The organism is Pseudomonas sp. MF4836, assembly GCF_002018875.1.
GTDB lineage: Bacteria > Pseudomonadota > Gammaproteobacteria > Pseudomonadales > Pseudomonadaceae > Aquipseudomonas.
The window spans coordinates 403,526-419,293 of sequence record NZ_MVOL01000002.1; the positions used below are offsets into that span (position 1 = coordinate 403,526).

Consider the following 15,768-nt stretch of genomic DNA (forward strand, 5'->3'; position numbering starts at 1 on the left):
CAAGCTCCCGCGCCACAGGCTTATCAATATAGATCGACGGGATCCACATCCAGCGACCAGCGCACCTGGCGCCCGCTGGGCATCTGTTCCAGCACCAGCAGCCAACTGCTCAGCAGGCGGTGCAGGGGTGCGCGGGCGTTGGCCTGCAGCAGCAGCTGCGCGCGATAACGCCCGGCGCGGCGCTCCATCGGCGCCGGCACCGGGCCCAACAGCTCGATGCCGCCCAGGTTGTGCTCGGCGAGCAGGCGTTCGGCTTCGCTGCAGGCTTCATCGAGAAACCCCTCGGCCTGCCCCGGTTTGTGGGCTTCGGCCCGCAGCAGCGCCAGGTGCGCAAAGGGCGGTAGCCCGGCGGCGCGGCGCTCGCTCAGGGCCTGTTCGGCAAAGGCGAAATAACCCTGTTCGGTCAGTTGCACCAGCAAGGGGTGGTCGGCGAGGTGGGTCTGGATGATCACCTTGCCCGGCTCCTCGGCGCGTCCGGCACGGCCGGCGACCTGGACGATCAACTGGGCCATGCGTTCGCTGGCGCGGAAGTCGCCGGAAAACAGCCCGCCGTCGGCATCCAGGATCGACACCAGGGTCACCCGGGGGAAGTGATGGCCCTTTGCGAGCATCTGCGTGCCCACCAGGATGCACGGGTGGCCCTTCTGGATGGTGGCGAACAACTGGTTCATCGCGTCCTTGCGCGAGGTGCTGTCGCGATCCACCCGCAGCACCGGGAAATCGGGAAACAGAATCCCCAGGCGCTCCTCGGCGCGCTCGGTGCCGGCGCCCACCGGACGCAAATCGACTTTGCCGCACTGCGGGCAGTGCCGCGGAACCCGCTCGACATGGCCGCAATGGTGACAGCGCAGTTCGCCGGAGCGCTGGTGCACGGTCATCCGCGCATCGCAGCGGTTGCATTCGGACATCCAGCCGCAGTCGTGGCACAGCAGGGTCGGCGCAAAGCCGCGGCGGTTGAGAAACACCAGCACCTGCTGGCCGGCGGCAAGCGTCTGGCCGATGGCCTGCTGCATCGGCCCGGAGATGCCGCTGTCCAGGGGGCGGCTTTTGACGTCGAGGCGCAAAAAGCGCGGTTGCTTGGCGCCGCCGGCGCGCTCGGTCAGGCGCAGCAGGCCATAACGGCCGGTGTAGGCGTTGTGCAGGCTTTCCAGGGACGGCGTGGCGGAGCCGAGGACGATCGGAATGTTTTCCTGGCGCGCGCGCACCAGGGCCAGATCGCGGGCGTGGTAGCGCAGGCCTTCCTGCTGTTTATAGGAGCCGTCGTGTTCTTCATCGATGATGATCAGCCCGGGGTTCTTCATCGGCGTGAACAGCGCCGAGCGGGTGCCGATAATAATGTCGGCATCGCCGTCCCGCGCTGCCAGCCAGGCGTCCAGGCGTTCGCGGTCATTGACGGCCGAGTGCAGCAGGGCGATGCGTGCATTGAAGCGCTGTTCGAAACGCGCCAGGGTCTGGGGCCCGAGGTTGATCTCCGGGATCAGCACCAGGGCTTGCTTGCCGGCTTCCAGGGTTTCGCGGATCAGTTGCAGGTAGACCTCGGTCTTGCCGCTGCCGGTAACGCCTGCGAGCAGGAACGCGTGGTAGCTGTCGAAACCCGCGCGGATGGCCTCGTAGGCGGCGCGCTGCTCATGGTTGAGGGGCAGTTCCGGCTGCGCCAGCCAGTGTTCATGGCGCGCTTCGGGGGCGTGCTTGCGGATCTCGACCTGGACCAGCTCCTTGGCCAGCAGCAGGTCGAGGCTGTCCTTGCTCAGCATCAACTTGCTCAGCAACTGATGGGCGACGCCGTGGGGGTGCTGGGCCAGGGTCGCCAGGGCTTCCCGCTGGCGTGGCGCGCGGGCGATACGCGGATCGTCCAGCTTGGCGCCGGGGCTGACCGACCAGAAGCGCTCCTGGCGCGCCTCGGCCAGCTCGCCCTGGCGCAGCAGCACCGGCAGTGCCCAGCTCAGAGTGTCGCCGAGGCTGTGCTGGTAATACTGCGAGGTCCACAGGCACAGTTTGAACAGCGCGGGCGGCAGAGGTGGGGTGGCGTCGAGCAGGGCGAGGGCCGGTTTGAGTTTCTCGGCGGGGACTTCGCTGCTGTCGGCGATCTCCACCAGGATGCCGATCATCTCCCGGCGACCAAAGGGCACTCGCAGGCGCATGCCCGGGTGCAACTGGGCTCGCAGGACGCCGGCCGGGGCACGGTAGTCGAACAGGCGGCGCAGGGGCGAAGGCAGGGCGAGGCGCAAGATGGCGTCGGGCACGCGGGGAAATCTCATGAACGGGCGGTAAAGAAGGCCCGGAGCCTAGCAGACGACCGGTGTAAGGGACAGCTTGCGTGATTGACGCGCTCTGGTAGAATCCGCGGCCTAATTACGTGCGGTATTCAACAATAGTGTTGGGTGGCGGCACGCTAGCCTGAGGAAGACACCATGAAAGCCGATATCCATCCAGTATACGAAGCCATTACCGCTACTTGCAGCTGCGGTAACGTCATCGAAACTCGCTCCACCCTGGCCAAGCCTCTGAGCCTGGACGTGTGCAACGAGTGCCACCCGTTCTACACCGGTAAGCAAAAAACTCTGGACGTTGGCGGCCGTGTCGACAAGTTCAAGTCGCGCTTCGGTGCTTTCGGCGCAACGAAAAAAGCCTAAGGCTGATCGTTCTGGAAAGCCAATACGGCCTTTCCTCGCTGATGAAAAAGGCGTCCCTGGTGGGCGCCTTTTTTGTGTCCGCGATTTGGCTGACAGCCGCCCAGGCATTTTGCCCAACCCCCAGCGGCCTGACGCCGGCCGTGGTGCAGCGCGTGGTCGATGGCGACACCCTGCGCCTGAAAGACGGTCGCAGCGTGCGCCTGATCGGCCTCAATGCGCCCGAGCTGGCGCGCCAAGGTCGTCCTGCCGAGCCTTTCGCGGCGGCGGCGCGTGCGCGTTTGCAGGCGTTGGTCAAGCAAGGCGCAGGGCGAGTGGGCTTGCGGCTCGGGGCCGAGACCAGGGACCGTTACGGCCGGACCCTGGCCTACGTCTACGGTGCCGATGGCAGTAACCTGGCCGCGCGTTTGCTGGCCGAGGGCCTGGCCTATCAGATTGCGATTGCGCCCAACGTCGCCCTGGCGTCCTGCCAGCGGGCTGCCGAAGACAGCGCGCGCCAGGCTCGGCTGGGCCTGTGGCGCCAGGCATCTGTACTGAAAGCGCAGCAGATCAGGGCCTCGGGCTTTGCCGTGCTCAGTGGGCGTGTGAGCAAGGTGCAACGCAATCGCGGTGGGGTTTGGATTGAGTTGCAGGGTTCGGTTGTATTGCACATTGCGCCCAAACTGCTGGCGAATTTCGATGCTTCGCTGCTGGATCGCCTCCAGGGTCGGGAAATCGAGGCGCGGGGCTGGGTCGTGGATCGCGCGCGAAAAGCCCCGGTCAGGTCTGGTCAGGCTCGCTGGATGTTGCCGCTGACCGATCCAACGATGCTCGGAATGTTCTGATAAATAAAAATTGTAGACATTTTTTATTTGGATTGTGAACAGTTGTAGGCCTTGTGTTCCGTGGCTCTTGGGCCAAAGTCGTATGCCAGGGCCCTTGACAGGGGTGACTGGTCAGTCTTGTAGGGACTTTGCGACACGCGTATCCTCGGCGGTCCGTCTGTCCAACAGTAAAAAGCGGAATGCCCACATGTCTGATTTGAAAACTGCCGCTCTCGAATATCATGCCCATCCTCGTCCAGGAAAGCTGAGTGTCGAGCTCACCAAGGCCACTGCTACCGCTCGCGACCTGTCGCTGGCCTACAGCCCCGGCGTAGCCGAACCAGTACGCGAAATCGCCCGCGATCCTGAGCTGGCCTACAAATACACCGGCAAGGGCAACCTGGTTGCAGTCATTTCCGATGGCACCGCGATTCTCGGCCTGGGTAACCTCGGTCCATTGGCTTCCAAGCCAGTCATGGAAGGCAAGGGCGTGCTGTTCAAGCGTTTCGCCGGCATTGATGTGTTCGACATCGAAGTCGACTCCGAAAGCCCGCAAGCCTTCATCGACACCGTCAAGCGTATCTCCATCACCTTCGGTGGCATCAACCTGGAAGACATCAAGGCACCTGAGTGCTTTGAGATCGAACGTGCTCTGATCGAGCAGTGCGACATTCCGGTATTCCACGATGACCAGCACGGCACCGCGATCGTTACTGCGGCCGGCATGATCAACGCCCTGGAAATCGCTGGCAAAACCCTGCCTGAAGCGAAAATCGTCTGCCTCGGTGCAGGCGCTGCGGCCATCTCCTGCATGAAGTTGCTGGTGAGCATGGGCGCCAATATCGAAAACATCTTCATGGTTGACCGTACCGGCGTGATCCACTCCGGCCGTGACGACCTGAACCAGTACAAGGCGGTGTTCGCCCACGCTACCGACAAGCGCAGCCTGGCTGATGCCCTGCAAGGCGCTGACGTGTTCGTTGGCCTGTCCGGCCCGAACCTGCTGAGCGCTGAAGGCCTGAAGTCGATGGCCGCCAACCCGATCGTGTTCGCGTGCTCGAACCCGGATCCGGAAATCGCTCCTGAGCTCGCCCACGCCACTCGTGACGACGTGATCATGGCCACCGGTCGTTCCGACTACCCGAACCAGGTCAACAACGTACTGGGCTTCCCGTTCATCTTCCGTGGTGCCCTGGACGTTCGCGCCAAGCGCATCAACGAAGAAATGAAAGTCGCCGCAGCCAACGCCCTGCGTGAACTGGCCAAACTGCCAGTGCCACAGGAAGTCTGCGACGCCTACGGCGGCATCAAGCTGGAATTCGGTCGTGAGTACATCATCCCGAAACCAATGGACGCCCGCCTGATCACCGTGATCTCCGATGCCGTGGCCAAGGCCGCGATCGAGACTGGCGTAGCGACCCTGCCGTATCCGAAGAACTACCCGCTGAAAAGCGTGGATGACGTGTTCAACGGTTAACAGCAGCGCATAAAAAACCCGGCCTTTGAGCCGGGTTTTTTTATGGGCGTTTTGAGCTGCAAGCTACAGGCGGCAAGAAGCAGTGCGTACTGCTTCTCTCTTGCCGCTTGAAACTAAAAGCTTGCCGCTGCCCCCTTAGAACAAGTCGGCTGGCGCTGATTCGTCGGCTGGCAGTGGGCTGCCCGGCACGCTGCCGTTGCCCAGTTCGTTGACCGACGGTGGGCTGTCTTCGCTTTTGAACAGCTCGAAGTAGGCGTTTGGCGTGCCTGGGGTGGCGGCGCGGCCACTGACCGGGTCGACCCGCAGGCTGAGGATGCCTTCCGGTTCGGGCTGGGTGTGTGGTGGCCGGCCCTTGAGCGCGGCGCCCATGTAGTTCATCCAGATCGGTAGGGCCACGGTGCCGCCGAATTCGCGGCGGCCGAGGCTTTCCGGCTGGTCGAAGCCGGTCCACACGGTGGTCACGTAATCGGCGTTGTAGCCGGAGAACCAGGCGTCCTTGGACTCGTTGGTGGTACCGGTCTTGCCTGCCAGGTCGGTGCGGCCCAGGGCCAGGGCGCGGCGCCCGGTGCCGAGCTTGATCACGTCCTGCAGCATGCTGTTGAGGATGTAGGTGGTGCGCCCGTCGACAATCCGCTCGGCAACGGCCGGGGTCTGGGCCACTGGCTGAGCCGGGTTTTCGCCGCCAACCTGGTTGACGGTGAAGGTCTGCTCACTTGGCGCCGCGATGCCGCTGCTGGCGCTGACGCTGTTGGGCACGCTGGGCGGGTTGGCGGTGAACAGGTTCTCGCCGTTGCGGCTTTCGATCTTGTCGATGATGTACGGCGAGATCTTGTAGCCACCATTGGCAAAGGTGCTCCAGCCGGTGGCGATTTCCATCGGGGTCAGCGTCGCGGTGCCCAGGGCCAGGGACAGGTTGCGTGGCAGGTCCTGCTTGTTGAAGCCGAACTTGCTGATGTAGTCGATGGTGCGGTCGACCCCCATGCTTTGCAGGAGGCGGATCGATACCAGGTTGCGCGACTTGTACAGCGCTTCGCGCATGCGAATCGGGCCGAGGAAGGTGTTGGTGTCGTTTTTCGGACGCCAGATCTTATCCAGGTATTCGTCGACGAACACGATCGGCGCATCGTTCACCAGGCTGGCGGCGGTGTAGCCGTTATCCAGGGCAGCGCTATAGACGAACGGCTTGAAGCTCGAGCCGGGTTGGCGCTTGGCCTGCATGGCGCGGTTGTAGTTGCTTTGCTCGAAGGCGAAGCCGCCAACCAGTGCCCGAATGGCCCCGTTCTGTGGGTCCAGGGACACCAGGGCGCCCTGGGCCACGGGAATCTGGCTGAATTTCAGCGAGTTGTCAGCCTGGCGTTGCACGCGGATCAGGTCGCCGACCTGGGCCACGTCCGATGGCTGCTTGGGCGCCGGGCCCATGCTGTTGGTGTTAAGGAAAGGGCGGGCCCATTTCATGCTGTCCCAGCTCACATGCTCTTCACCGGTGCGGGTCAGGACCTGAGCGCCGGTCTTGTCGACCTGGGTGACGATGGCGGGTTCAAGCCCGCTGATGGGGCGTTGCTTGGTCAGCTCCGAGGCCCAGGCTGCCTGGGTCTTGCCGGGCAGGCGCGATTCCGGGCCACGGTAACCGTGACGCTGGTCGTAGCTGATCAGGCCTTCATGAACGGCGGTGTTGGCCATTTCCTGCAAGTTGCTCGGCACCGTGGTGGTGACACGGAAACCTTCGGTGTAGGCGTCGCTGCCGTAGCGCCCGACCATCTCGGCACGGGCCATTTCGGCGATGTACGGTGCGTTAACTTCAGGGGTCGGTACGTGGTAGCTGGCGTTGAGCGGCTCGTTGATCGCGGTGGTGTACGCCGCTTCGTCGATTTTGCCGAGCTTGTACATGCGGCCCAGGATCCAGTCGCGTCGCTCCTTGCTGCGGGCCGGGTTGGCCAGCGGGTTGAAGCGTGACGGCGCCTTGGGCAGGCCGGCAATCATCGCCATCTGCGCCAGGCTCACGTCACGAATCGATTTGCCGTAATACACCTGCGCCGCCGCCTCGATGCCGTAGGCACGGTTACCCAGATAGATCTTGTTGACGTACAGCTCAAGGATTTCGTCCTTGGTCAGCTGGCGTTCGATCTGCAGGGCCAGGAGGATTTCCGTGGTCTTGCGCGAGAAGCTGCGTTCGCTGGTCAGGAAGAAGTTTTTTGCGACCTGCATGGTGATGGTGCTGCCGCCCGACTGGATGTGGCCACTCTTGACCAATTGGGTCGCGGCACGCATCAGGCTGCTGGGGTCAACACCGTAATGGTTAGCAAAGTTGTCGTCTTCAGCACTTAGTAACGCATTGATGAAGTTGGGGGGAATGTCGGCGAAACGTATCGGTGTACGGCGCATTTCGCCGAATTCTGCGATCAACTTGCCGTCGCTGCTGTAGACCCGGAGGGGAATCTGCAACTGGATACTTCTGAGCGCCTCTACGGACGGTAACCCAGGACTAAGATAGAGAAACGCGCCGGACAGAGCCAAAAGCAGCCCGCAGAACACAGCGACGATGGACCACCCGAAAAACTTCAGCAGACGAATCAAGGCTTTTGGATTTCCAGAGAAAGGAATGAATTAGGCGTCAGGGCATTCACGGCAAGTATTCACGGTAAATGGGATCGACCCACGCGGCAGGCAAAGCGGAAAAAAACGCTGGGCATTATAAGCATTTTCCGCCAAGGGCGTCATTTGCCGGCCTGTCAAGGCGCGGTGATTGAACGCAATGGGCATTAGGGAGTCCGTAACTCACGGAAAGTCATAGGGAATGGGTAGTGCTAGGACTCTTCAGTAAAAAGACGAGTTCCCTCCTGGGAATCGATATCAGCTCCACCTCGGTCAAGCTGGTCCAATTGAGCCGCGTCGGCGATCGCCACCGGGTCGAGGCCTACGCCGTGGAGGCGCTGCCTCACAGTGCGGTGGTCGAGAAGCGGATCGCCGAGCTTGAGGTGGTCGGGCAGGCCCTCTCGCGAGTAGTGCTCAAGGCCGATTCGCTCGGCAAGGGCGCAGCGGTAGCGATGGCCGGATCGGCAGTCATCAGCAAACTTATCCAGATGCCCGCCGGACTTTCCGACGAAGCGTTGGAAAACCAGCTCAAGGTCGAGGCCGGCCAATATATTCCCTACCCCCTGGACGAGGTCGCCATCGACTTTGAGGTCCAGGGCTGTTCTGCGCACCACCCGGACCAGGTGGACGTGCTGCTGGTGGCTTGTCGCAAGGAGCACGTCGAGGCGCGGGAAGCGGTCCTGGCGCTGGCGGGACTGACGGCGCGGGTGGTTGATATCGAGGTCGCCGCACTCGAGCGCGTCCTGGCGTTGCAGGTCGCGGTGCCGGGGCGGACTTCGGCGCTGGTCGATATCGGCGCCAGCATGACCACCCTCAGCGTGCTGCACGACGGTCGAGTCATTTATAGCCGCGAACAATTGTTTGGCGGGCGCCAGTTGAGTGAAGCCATCCAGCGGCGTTATGGCCTGTCGGCCGATGAGGCCGAGCGGGCGAAGCATGATGGGCGTTTGCCGGACGACTACCCCGATCAGGTCCTGCAGCCGTTTTGCCAGGAGCTGGTGCAACAGGTCGCACGTTCCCTGCAGTTCTTTGCCGAGTCGCCCCAGGCTCGGGCGCTGGATGACCTGCTGCTGGCGGGCGGTAGTGCCGGGTTGCCGAGTTTGGCGGAGGTCTTGGGCCGGGAGCTGGGTGTTGCGGTTCGGCTGGCCGATCCCTTCGCCGGCATGGCCATCGGTGACAAGGTCGATGCGTTGGCCCTGCAGCGTGAAGGGCCGATGTTGATGATTGCCTGCGGCCTGGCGTTGCGAGGGCTCGACTGATGGCGCGGATCAACCTGTTGCCCTGGCGCGAAGAGTTGCGCGAGAAGCGGCGCAAGCGTTTTTTCCTGACCCTGGGCGCAGTGCTGGTGGGCGGCTTGGCCGTGGTGCTGGTGGCTGAGCGCTACATTGATGCCGCGATCGAACGACAACTGGCCCGCAACAACCACCTTAGCCAGCAGGCTGCCCACCTCGATCAGCGGATCGTGCAGATCAACGAACTCAAGGCCCATCGCCAGCAACTGATGGAGCGGATGAAGATCATCGAGGACCTGCAAGGTAACCGCTCGATCAGCGCGCGGGTGTTCGACCAGTTGGTGCGGACCCTGCCTGACGGGGTGTATTTCACCGACGTCTCCCAGGTGGGTACTACTCTGGCGATCTCCGGGTCCGCCGAGTCCAATGACCGGATCTCCGAGCTGATGCGTCAGCTGGACCGCTCCGAGTGGTTTGACGCGCCGGTGCTTGGCGAGGTCAAGGGAACGGCGGCCGAAGGTGCGAACCAGGCCAGCCGCTTCCAACTGAGCGTGCGTCAGACCCGGGCTGCCGCACCGGAGGACCAGCAGTGAGCACCAGCCGTTGGTTTGCCGCGTTGCGCAAGACGGAATGGGGCGAGCTGGGTACCCACAACATTGGCTCCTGGCCGATCACGGTGAAGACGGCCGTGGCCGGCCTGGTGCTGCTGGTGGTGCTGGCGACGGGCTACAACCTTTATCTCAGCGGTTCGCTGGAACAACTGGAGCACAAGCGCGGGGAGGAGGTGCAGCTCAAGCAGCAGTTCGCCAGCAAGGCCCGCCAGGCTGCGAACCTTGAGCGCTACAGCGAGCAGCTGCATGTCATGCAGAACGCCTTCGGGCTCTTGCTGCGGCAACTGCCCAGCGATACCGAGGTGCCCGGCCTGTTGGAAGACATCAGCCGGACCGGACTGGGCAGTGGCCTGGAGTTCGAGGAGATCAAACTGCTGCCGGAGGTGACGCGGCCGTTCTATATCGAGCTGCCGATCCAGATCACCGTGATCGGTGCCTACCATGACCTGGCAACCTTCGTCAGCGGTGTCTCCGGACTGCCGCGCATCGTGACCCTGCATGATTTCGAGATCAAACCGCTGGCGGCGGGCGACGGCTCCCGGTTGCGCATGAGCATCCAGGCCCGGACCTATCGCTACAACGGCCAGGAGCCGCAGCGATGAACGTGCGGCAGTGGGGCCTGATGGTGATGCTGGGCGGCAGTTTGAGCGGCTGCGATGGCCGCGATGATTTCAGTGATCTGGACGCCTACATGAATCAGATGCGCCTGCAGCCGCCGGCGCAGATTGAACCAACGCCGGCAATCCGGTCTTACCCATCATTCACCTATGACGCAGCGTCGTTGCGCAGCCCGTTCCAGCCGCCACTCAGGGTCGATCCGGCGGGACGACTTCGGGGTTCGAGCAACGTGGCGCCGGACCCGGCCCGGGTGAAGCAGTTTCTCGAAGGGTTCGGCATTGAACAGTTCGAGATGGTCGGGACCCTTTCCAATGCTTCCGGATCCTTTGCCTTGCTGCGCGGTGCGGGTGGTGTGTACCGGCTGAAAGTCGGTGACTACCTGGGGCGCAACGATGGCCGAGTCATCGCTATCAGCGATTCACAGATCGAGGTGGTCGAGATTGTTCCCGATGGAGCGGGAGCCTGGCTGGAGCGACCACGAACGATCCCCTTGAAAGAGCACTCTTAGTGGAACTCGAATAATGAACAGGATTCTTTCAGCCTTCGGCACCGCGCTATGGATAGCGCTGCTGTCGCCCATGGCCTTCGCTGCCAGCCCCAAGACCCAGGATGCCTCCGCCCAGGGGCGCGCCATCAACAGCCTGGATTTCCAGCGTGGCGATCGTGGCGAAGGCAATGTGCAGATCCGCTTGTCCGACCCGGGCATCAGCGCGGACGTCCAGCGCCAGGACGGCAAGATCGTCCTCAGGTTCAGCCGGGTCCAATTGCCCGAGCGGCAGCGTGTGCGCCTCGACGTCAAGGATTTCGCCACCCCGGTGCAGTTCGTCAACGCCACGGCCAAAGCCGATCAGGTGACCATCAGCATCGACGCCGGCGGCGAATCTGATTTTTCGACCTATCAGACCGACCGCCTGCTGACGGTCAGCGTTCGTCCCCTGAATGATAAAGACCGGCAAAAACGTGCCGCGACGCCAGCCTACAGCGGTGAAAAGCTGTCGCTGAATTTCCAGAACATCGAAGTGCGTTCCGTGTTGCAACTGATCGCCGATTTCACCGGGCTCAACCTGGTGGCCAGCGATACGGTGCAGGGCGGCATTACCTTGCGCCTGCAAAATGTGCCCTGGGATCAGGCGCTGGACCTGGTGCTCAAGACCAAGGGGCTGGACCAGCGCAAGATCGGCAACGTGCTGCTGGTGGCGCCGGCGGATGAAATCGCCGCCCGCGAACGCCAGGAACTGGAGTCGCAGAAGCAGCTGGAAGACCTGGCGCCGCTGCGTCGGGAACTGTTGCAGGTCAACTACGCCAAGGCGGCGGATATTGCCAAGCTGTTCCAGTCGGTCACCAGCGTTGAAGAAAAGGCCGACGAACGAGGCTCGATCACGGTCGATGACCGGACCAACAACATCATTGCCTACCAGACCCAGGAGCGCCTCGACGAGCTGCGGCGGATCGTGGCGCAGCTGGATATCCCGGTGCGCCAGGTGATGATCGAGGCGCGCATCGTCGAAGCCAACGTCGACTACGACAAAAGCCTGGGCGTGCGCTGGGGTGGCTCGGTGCAGAACCAGGGCAACTGGAATGCCTCCGGGGTACAGAACGGTGCCAATGGTTCGTCGACCATCGGCACGCCGGGCAGCACCAGCAGCAACGCGCCCTTCGTCGACCTGGGGGCGGTGGCCAACACCTCGGGGATCGGCATCGCCTACATCACCGATAACGTGCTGCTCGACCTGGAGCTGACCGCCATGGAAAAGACCGGCAACGGGGAAATTGTCTCGCAACCAAAGGTGGTCACTTCCGACAAGGAAACCGCCAAGATCCTCAAGGGCACCGAGATTCCCTACCAGGAGGCCAGCTCCAGTGGCGCCACCTCGGTGGCATTCAAGGAGGCCTCGTTATCGCTGGAGGTGACGCCGCAGATCACCCCGGACAACCGCATCATCATGGAGGTCAAGGTCACCAAGGATGAGCCGGACTACCTCAACAGGGTTCAGGATGTGCCGCCCATCAGGAAAAACGAGGTCAACGCCAAGGTTCTGGTCAACGACGGGGTGACGATCGTCATCGGTGGGGTTTTCTCGAATACGCAAAGCAAGGTTGTAGATAAAGTGCCATTTCTTGGCGATGTGCCGTATCTTGGCCGCCTTTTCCGGCGTGACGTGGTGTCGGAGAAAAAATCCGAGCTGCTGGTATTTCTCACTCCGCGTATCATGAATAACCAGGCGATTGCTGTGAGTCGTTGATTCTGTGCGAAATTTGATTCTTGTTGGGCCGATGGGGGCTGGAAAAAGCACCATCGGTCGCTTGCTGGCCAAAGAGCTGCGCCTGCCATTCAAAGATTCCGATAAGGAAATTGAACTGCGCACGGGCGCCAATATCCCGTGGATCTTCGATAAGGAAGGCGAGCCCGGCTTTCGTGACCGCGAGCAGGCGATGATTGCCGAACTCTGTGGATCCGACGGCGTGGTGCTGGCCACCGGCGGCGGCGCGGTCATGCGTGAAGCCAATCGTCGAGCCCTGCATGAAGGCGGGCGCGTGGTCTATCTGCATGCTTCGGTGGAGCAGCAGGTGGGGCGTACCGCACGGGACCGCAACCGTCCGCTGCTACGCACTGCCGACCCGGCGAAAACCCTTCGCGACCTGCTGACCATCCGCGACCCGCTTTATCGGGAAATCGCCGATCTGGTGGTGGAAACCGATGAGCGGCCGCCGCGAATGGTGGTTCTGGACATACTGGAGCGCTTGCAGCAGCTTCCTCCCCGTTAATGCGCCGAGCGAAATGCGCTATCCTCGGCGTCGCGCTTTGACCGCCTGAGGTCGTGGCGTAGAGCCATCAGAGAGCGTCAGAACACCAGGCAATGCCAGCCGTTGATACAGGGCTCGGCGCCTGCTTCCATCTTCACTGTGGGGACACATGCAGACACTTAAGGTCGACCTGGGCGAGCGCAGCTACCCGATTCATATTGGCGAAGGTTTGTTGGATCAACCCGAGCTGCTGGTACCGCATATCGCCGGGCGGCAAGTGGCGATCATTTCCAATGAAACTGTCGCGCCGCTGTACCTTGAGCGTCTGACCCGCAGCCTCGGGCAGTTTTCCGTGATCTCGGTGATTCTTCCGGATGGCGAAGCCTTCAAGAACTGGGAAACCCTGCAGCTGATTTTCGACGGCCTGCTGACCGCGCGGCATGATCGGCGGACCACCGTCATCGCCCTGGGTGGCGGGGTTATCGGCGATATGGCCGGTTTTGCCGCAGCTTGCTATCAGCGCGGTGTCGACTTCATCCAGATTCCCACCACCCTGCTGTCGCAAGTGGATTCCTCGGTCGGCGGCAAGACCGGAATCAACCATCCGCTGGGCAAGAACATGGTTGGGGCGTTCTATCAGCCCAATGTAGTGCTGATCGATACCACCAGTCTCAACACCTTGCCGGCGCGCGAGCTATCGGCAGGCCTGGCGGAAGTGATCAAGTACGGGCTGATCTGCGATGAGCCTTTTCTCACCTGGCTTGAAGAAAACGTCGACCGGCTGCGAGCTCTGGACCAACAAGCGCTGACTTACGCCATCGAACGCTCCTGCGCGGCCAAGGCGGCCGTGGTCGGCGCCGACGAACGTGAGTCCGGTGTTCGCGCCACGCTCAACCTGGGCCACACCTTTGGCCACGCCATCGAAACCCACATGGGTTATGGCGTATGGCTGCATGGCGAGGCGGTGGCTGCGGGCACCGTAATGGCCCTCGAAATGTCCGCGCGCCTGGGCTGGATTTCCGCCCAGGAACGCGACCGCGGCATTCGCCTGTTCCAGCGCGCTGGCTTGCCGGTCATCCCCCCTGAAGAGATGACCGAAGCGGATTTTCTCGAACATATGGCAATTGACAAGAAAGTGATCGACGGTCGTTTGCGTCTGGTGCTATTGCGCCGCATGGGCGAAGCCGTAGTGACCGACGATTATCCGAAAGAGGTTTTACAGGCCACGCTGGGAGCGGATTACCGCGTTCTGGCTCAGCTTAAAGGTTAATAAGATCCCCATGACTAGTTTGCACGCCGACGAGGCTTTCCTCGGCCATTACCAGTTAAGCCACGACCCTTTTGCACCGCGGGTCCCTGGTTTCAAATTTTTCCCTGCCCAACGCAAACCGGTGTTGGGCCAGTTGCATCATCTGGCGCGTTATAGCCAGCTGTTGCTGGTGGTTACCGGCCCCCAAGGCAGTGGCAAGACCCTGTTGCGCCAGGCCCTGGTGGCCAGCACCAACAAGCAATCGGTGCAGAGCGTGGTGGTTTCCGCCCGTGGCGCCGGCGACGCGGCCGGCGTGTTGCGCCAGGTGGCGCAGGCGTTGAATGTGGCCCAGGCCGAGGTCGGGCCGATCCTGTCCCAGGTGGTGCAACTGGCACTGACTGGCCAGGAAGTCTATCTGCTGGTGGATGATGCCGAGCAACTCGACGAGTCAGCCCTGGAAGCCTTGCTGGCCCTGGCCGCTGGCGCGCCGGAAGGTCGGCCACATGTGTTCCTGTTTGGCGAGTCGTCGCTGATTGCCGCCCTGGAGCAATTGAGCACCGAGGAAGAGCGCTTCCACGTCATCGAATTGCAGCCCTACAGCGAAGAAGAAACCCGCGAATACCTGGCCCAGCGTCTTGAGGGGGCAGGCCAGGGGATCGAACTTTTCTCTGCGGATCAGATCACTGATATTCACGAAAGCTCCGATGGCTGGCCTGGCAACATCAACCAGGTCGCTCGCGATGCAATGATCGAAGCCATGATTGCCAGCCGCTCAGCGGTCAAGCGTCCAAGTATGGGGTTCAACATGCCGAAGAAACACGTATTGGCGATATCCGCAGTAGTGGTTGTCGCGGTGGCCGCTGCCTGGTTGATGCCGGGTCGCAGCAAAGCGCCGGCGACCGGCGCACCTGCTACTGAACAAGCGCAGCTGCCCCTGGGGCAGAAACCGACACCTAACAGTGGTGGAAGCCCGGCGGTCGAATTCGCCGGCTCTTCGCAGCCAATGCCGCTGCCGCTGGTAGGCCAGTCGCAACCGGTCATGCGCGGCCCTCTGGCCGAGGCGGCAGGTGGCATCAGCGAAGGCGACGATGGCGTGCCGGTCGAAGGCTCCAGCGCCACGCCACCGACCGTGACCACCACCGCGCCGCCTAGCGGCATGGCAGCGGGCCCGGCGCCGACTCCGGCCACGCGTCCGACCCCGGCACCGACCCAGGTCGCCACCGCCAAACCTGCTGCCAAGCCCGCAGAGAAACCGGTCGCCGCCGCCAAACCGGCTGCGCCTGCCAAACCTGTCGAGAAACCAGTGGTGGTGGCCAAGGCCGCCGGTGGCAGCTGGTACGCCGGCCAGGCGCCGGGCAACTACGTGGTGCAGATCCTCGGCACCAGCTCGGAAACCGCAGCCCAGAGCTTCGTCAAGGAGCAGGGTGGCGAGTACCGTTATTTCAAGAAAGTCCTCAACGGCAAGCCGCTTTACGTGATCACTTACGGCAACTTCTCCAGCCGTGATGCAGCTGTAAACGCCATCAAAGCCTTGCCAGCGAAGGTTCAGGCTGGTAAACCTTGGCCTCGCACTGTCGCCAGCGTCCAACAAGAACTGGCAACAACTCGCTGAAGATTCGGCGGCCTTACCCAGGCCGCCTCTCCCGGCACCTCAAAAAAAATCACACGGGCATGCTGCCTTCCAGGCCGCGTGCCTTGTGGTGTCTGCGTCACAGTGGCTTTTGAGTCGTAGCGGTCAACATTAAAAATATTTTGACTAGCACAGCGTATCGCTTTAAACCTTTCATAAATGCGACATAGATTTGCGACAT

The 15,768-nt window shown here is 62.3% G+C and carries 12 protein-coding genes and 1 pseudogene; 11 read left to right on the forward strand and 2 right to left on the reverse strand.

The genetic code is table 11. The annotated features are described in order from the left end of the window. Positions 1 to 23: 23 nt before the first annotated feature. Entirely contained in the window at positions 24 to 2,243 is a 2,220-nt protein-coding gene (locus tag MF4836_RS05210; protein WP_078469447.1) for a primosomal protein N', read from the reverse strand. A gap of 168 nt (positions 2,244 to 2,411) precedes the next feature. On the opposite strand from MF4836_RS05210, the gene rpmE reads away from it, so the two are divergent. The 3 genes from rpmE (at position 2,412) to MF4836_RS05225 (ending at position 4,910) form a co-directional block, all read left to right on the forward strand. Continuing rightward, positions 2,412 to 2,633 (forward strand): 50S ribosomal protein L31, encoded by a 222-nt coding sequence (rpmE, locus tag MF4836_RS05215; RefSeq protein ID WP_011058815.1) that lies wholly within the window; start codon positions 2,412 to 2,414, stop codon positions 2,631 to 2,633. A 41-nt stretch (positions 2,634 to 2,674) separates the two neighbouring features. Then, positions 2,675 to 3,454: a thermonuclease family protein gene (locus MF4836_RS05220; protein ID WP_078469448.1), complete on the forward strand. Its 780-nt coding sequence runs from the start codon at positions 2,675 to 2,677 to the stop codon at positions 3,452 to 3,454. Positions 3,455 to 3,641: 187 nt separating this feature from the next. Continuing rightward, complete coding sequence (locus MF4836_RS05225) at positions 3,642 to 4,910, forward strand: malic enzyme-like NAD(P)-binding protein (protein ID WP_078469449.1); 1,269 nt, start codon at positions 3,642 to 3,644, stop codon at positions 4,908 to 4,910. 135 nt (positions 4,911 to 5,045) lie between these two features. Here the strand turns inward: MF4836_RS05225 and MF4836_RS05230 are convergent, their stop codons facing one another. Continuing rightward, on the reverse strand, positions 5,046 to 7,481 hold the full coding sequence (locus tag MF4836_RS05230; protein ID WP_443217281.1) for a penicillin-binding protein 1A: 2,436 nt from the start codon (positions 7,479 to 7,481) through the stop codon (positions 5,046 to 5,048). 230 nt (positions 7,482 to 7,711) lie between these two features. On the opposite strand from MF4836_RS05230, the gene MF4836_RS05235 reads away from it, so the two are divergent. The 8 genes and pseudogenes from MF4836_RS05235 (at position 7,712) to MF4836_RS05270 (ending at position 15,569) form a co-directional block, all read left to right on the forward strand. Beyond that, positions 7,712 to 8,761, forward strand: coding sequence for a pilus assembly protein PilM (locus tag MF4836_RS05235; protein ID WP_078469451.1), 1,050 nt, complete (start codon positions 7,712 to 7,714; stop codon positions 8,759 to 8,761). Further along, a complete protein-coding gene (locus MF4836_RS05240) occupies positions 8,761 to 9,327 on the forward strand; it encodes a PilN domain-containing protein (protein ID WP_078469452.1) in 567 nt (188 codons plus the stop codon). Before MF4836_RS05235 ends, MF4836_RS05240 begins: the two co-directional genes overlap by 1 nt. Next, positions 9,324 to 9,947 carry a type 4a pilus biogenesis protein PilO gene (locus MF4836_RS05245; protein ID WP_078469453.1) on the forward strand — a complete coding sequence of 208 codons (624 nt, stop codon included), beginning with the start codon at positions 9,324 to 9,326 and terminating at the stop codon, positions 9,945 to 9,947. Before MF4836_RS05240 ends, MF4836_RS05245 begins: the two co-directional genes overlap by 4 nt. Beyond that, on the forward strand, positions 9,944 to 10,471 hold the full coding sequence (locus MF4836_RS05250; protein ID WP_078469454.1) for a pilus assembly protein PilP: 528 nt from the start codon (positions 9,944 to 9,946) through the stop codon (positions 10,469 to 10,471). Before MF4836_RS05245 ends, MF4836_RS05250 begins: the two co-directional genes overlap by 4 nt. A 112-nt stretch (positions 10,472 to 10,583) precedes the next feature. Then, positions 10,584 to 12,206 (forward strand): annotated as a pseudogene (locus MF4836_RS05255) (type IV pilus secretin PilQ); the annotation flags it as partial. Positions 12,207 to 12,210: 4 nt separating this feature from the next. Next, positions 12,211 to 12,729: a shikimate kinase AroK gene (gene aroK / locus MF4836_RS05260; RefSeq protein ID WP_078469456.1), complete on the forward strand. Its 519-nt coding sequence runs from the start codon at positions 12,211 to 12,213 to the stop codon at positions 12,727 to 12,729. A 148-nt stretch (positions 12,730 to 12,877) separates the two neighbouring features. Then, on the forward strand, positions 12,878 to 13,978 hold the full coding sequence (gene aroB, locus MF4836_RS05265; protein WP_078469457.1) for a 3-dehydroquinate synthase: 1,101 nt from the start codon (positions 12,878 to 12,880) through the stop codon (positions 13,976 to 13,978). A 10-nt stretch (positions 13,979 to 13,988) separates the two neighbouring features. Continuing rightward, positions 13,989 to 15,569: an AAA family ATPase gene (locus MF4836_RS05270; RefSeq protein WP_078469458.1), complete on the forward strand. Its 1,581-nt coding sequence runs from the start codon at positions 13,989 to 13,991 to the stop codon at positions 15,567 to 15,569. Positions 15,570 to 15,768 lie beyond the last annotated feature (199 nt).

Excerpts from the sequence above, each read along its gene's own strand:
- MF4836_RS05220 (WP_078469448.1), top strand. The coding sequence starts at position 2,675 with ATGAAAAAGGCGTCCCTGGTGGGCGCCTTTTTTGTGTCCGCGATTTGG.
- MF4836_RS05270 (WP_078469458.1), top strand. The coding sequence starts at position 13,989 with ATGACTAGTTTGCACGCCGACGAGGCTTTCCTCGGCCATTACCAGTTA.
- MF4836_RS05225 (WP_078469449.1), top strand. The coding sequence starts at position 3,642 with ATGTCTGATTTGAAAACTGCCGCTCTCGAATATCATGCCCATCCTCGT.
- aroB (WP_078469457.1), top strand. The coding sequence starts at position 12,878 with ATGCAGACACTTAAGGTCGACCTGGGCGAGCGCAGCTACCCGATTCAT.
- MF4836_RS05240 (WP_078469452.1), top strand. The coding sequence starts at position 8,761 with ATGGCGCGGATCAACCTGTTGCCCTGGCGCGAAGAGTTGCGCGAGAAG.
- MF4836_RS05250 (WP_078469454.1), top strand. The coding sequence starts at position 9,944 with ATGAACGTGCGGCAGTGGGGCCTGATGGTGATGCTGGGCGGCAGTTTG.
- rpmE (WP_011058815.1), top strand. The coding sequence starts at position 2,412 with ATGAAAGCCGATATCCATCCAGTATACGAAGCCATTACCGCTACTTGC.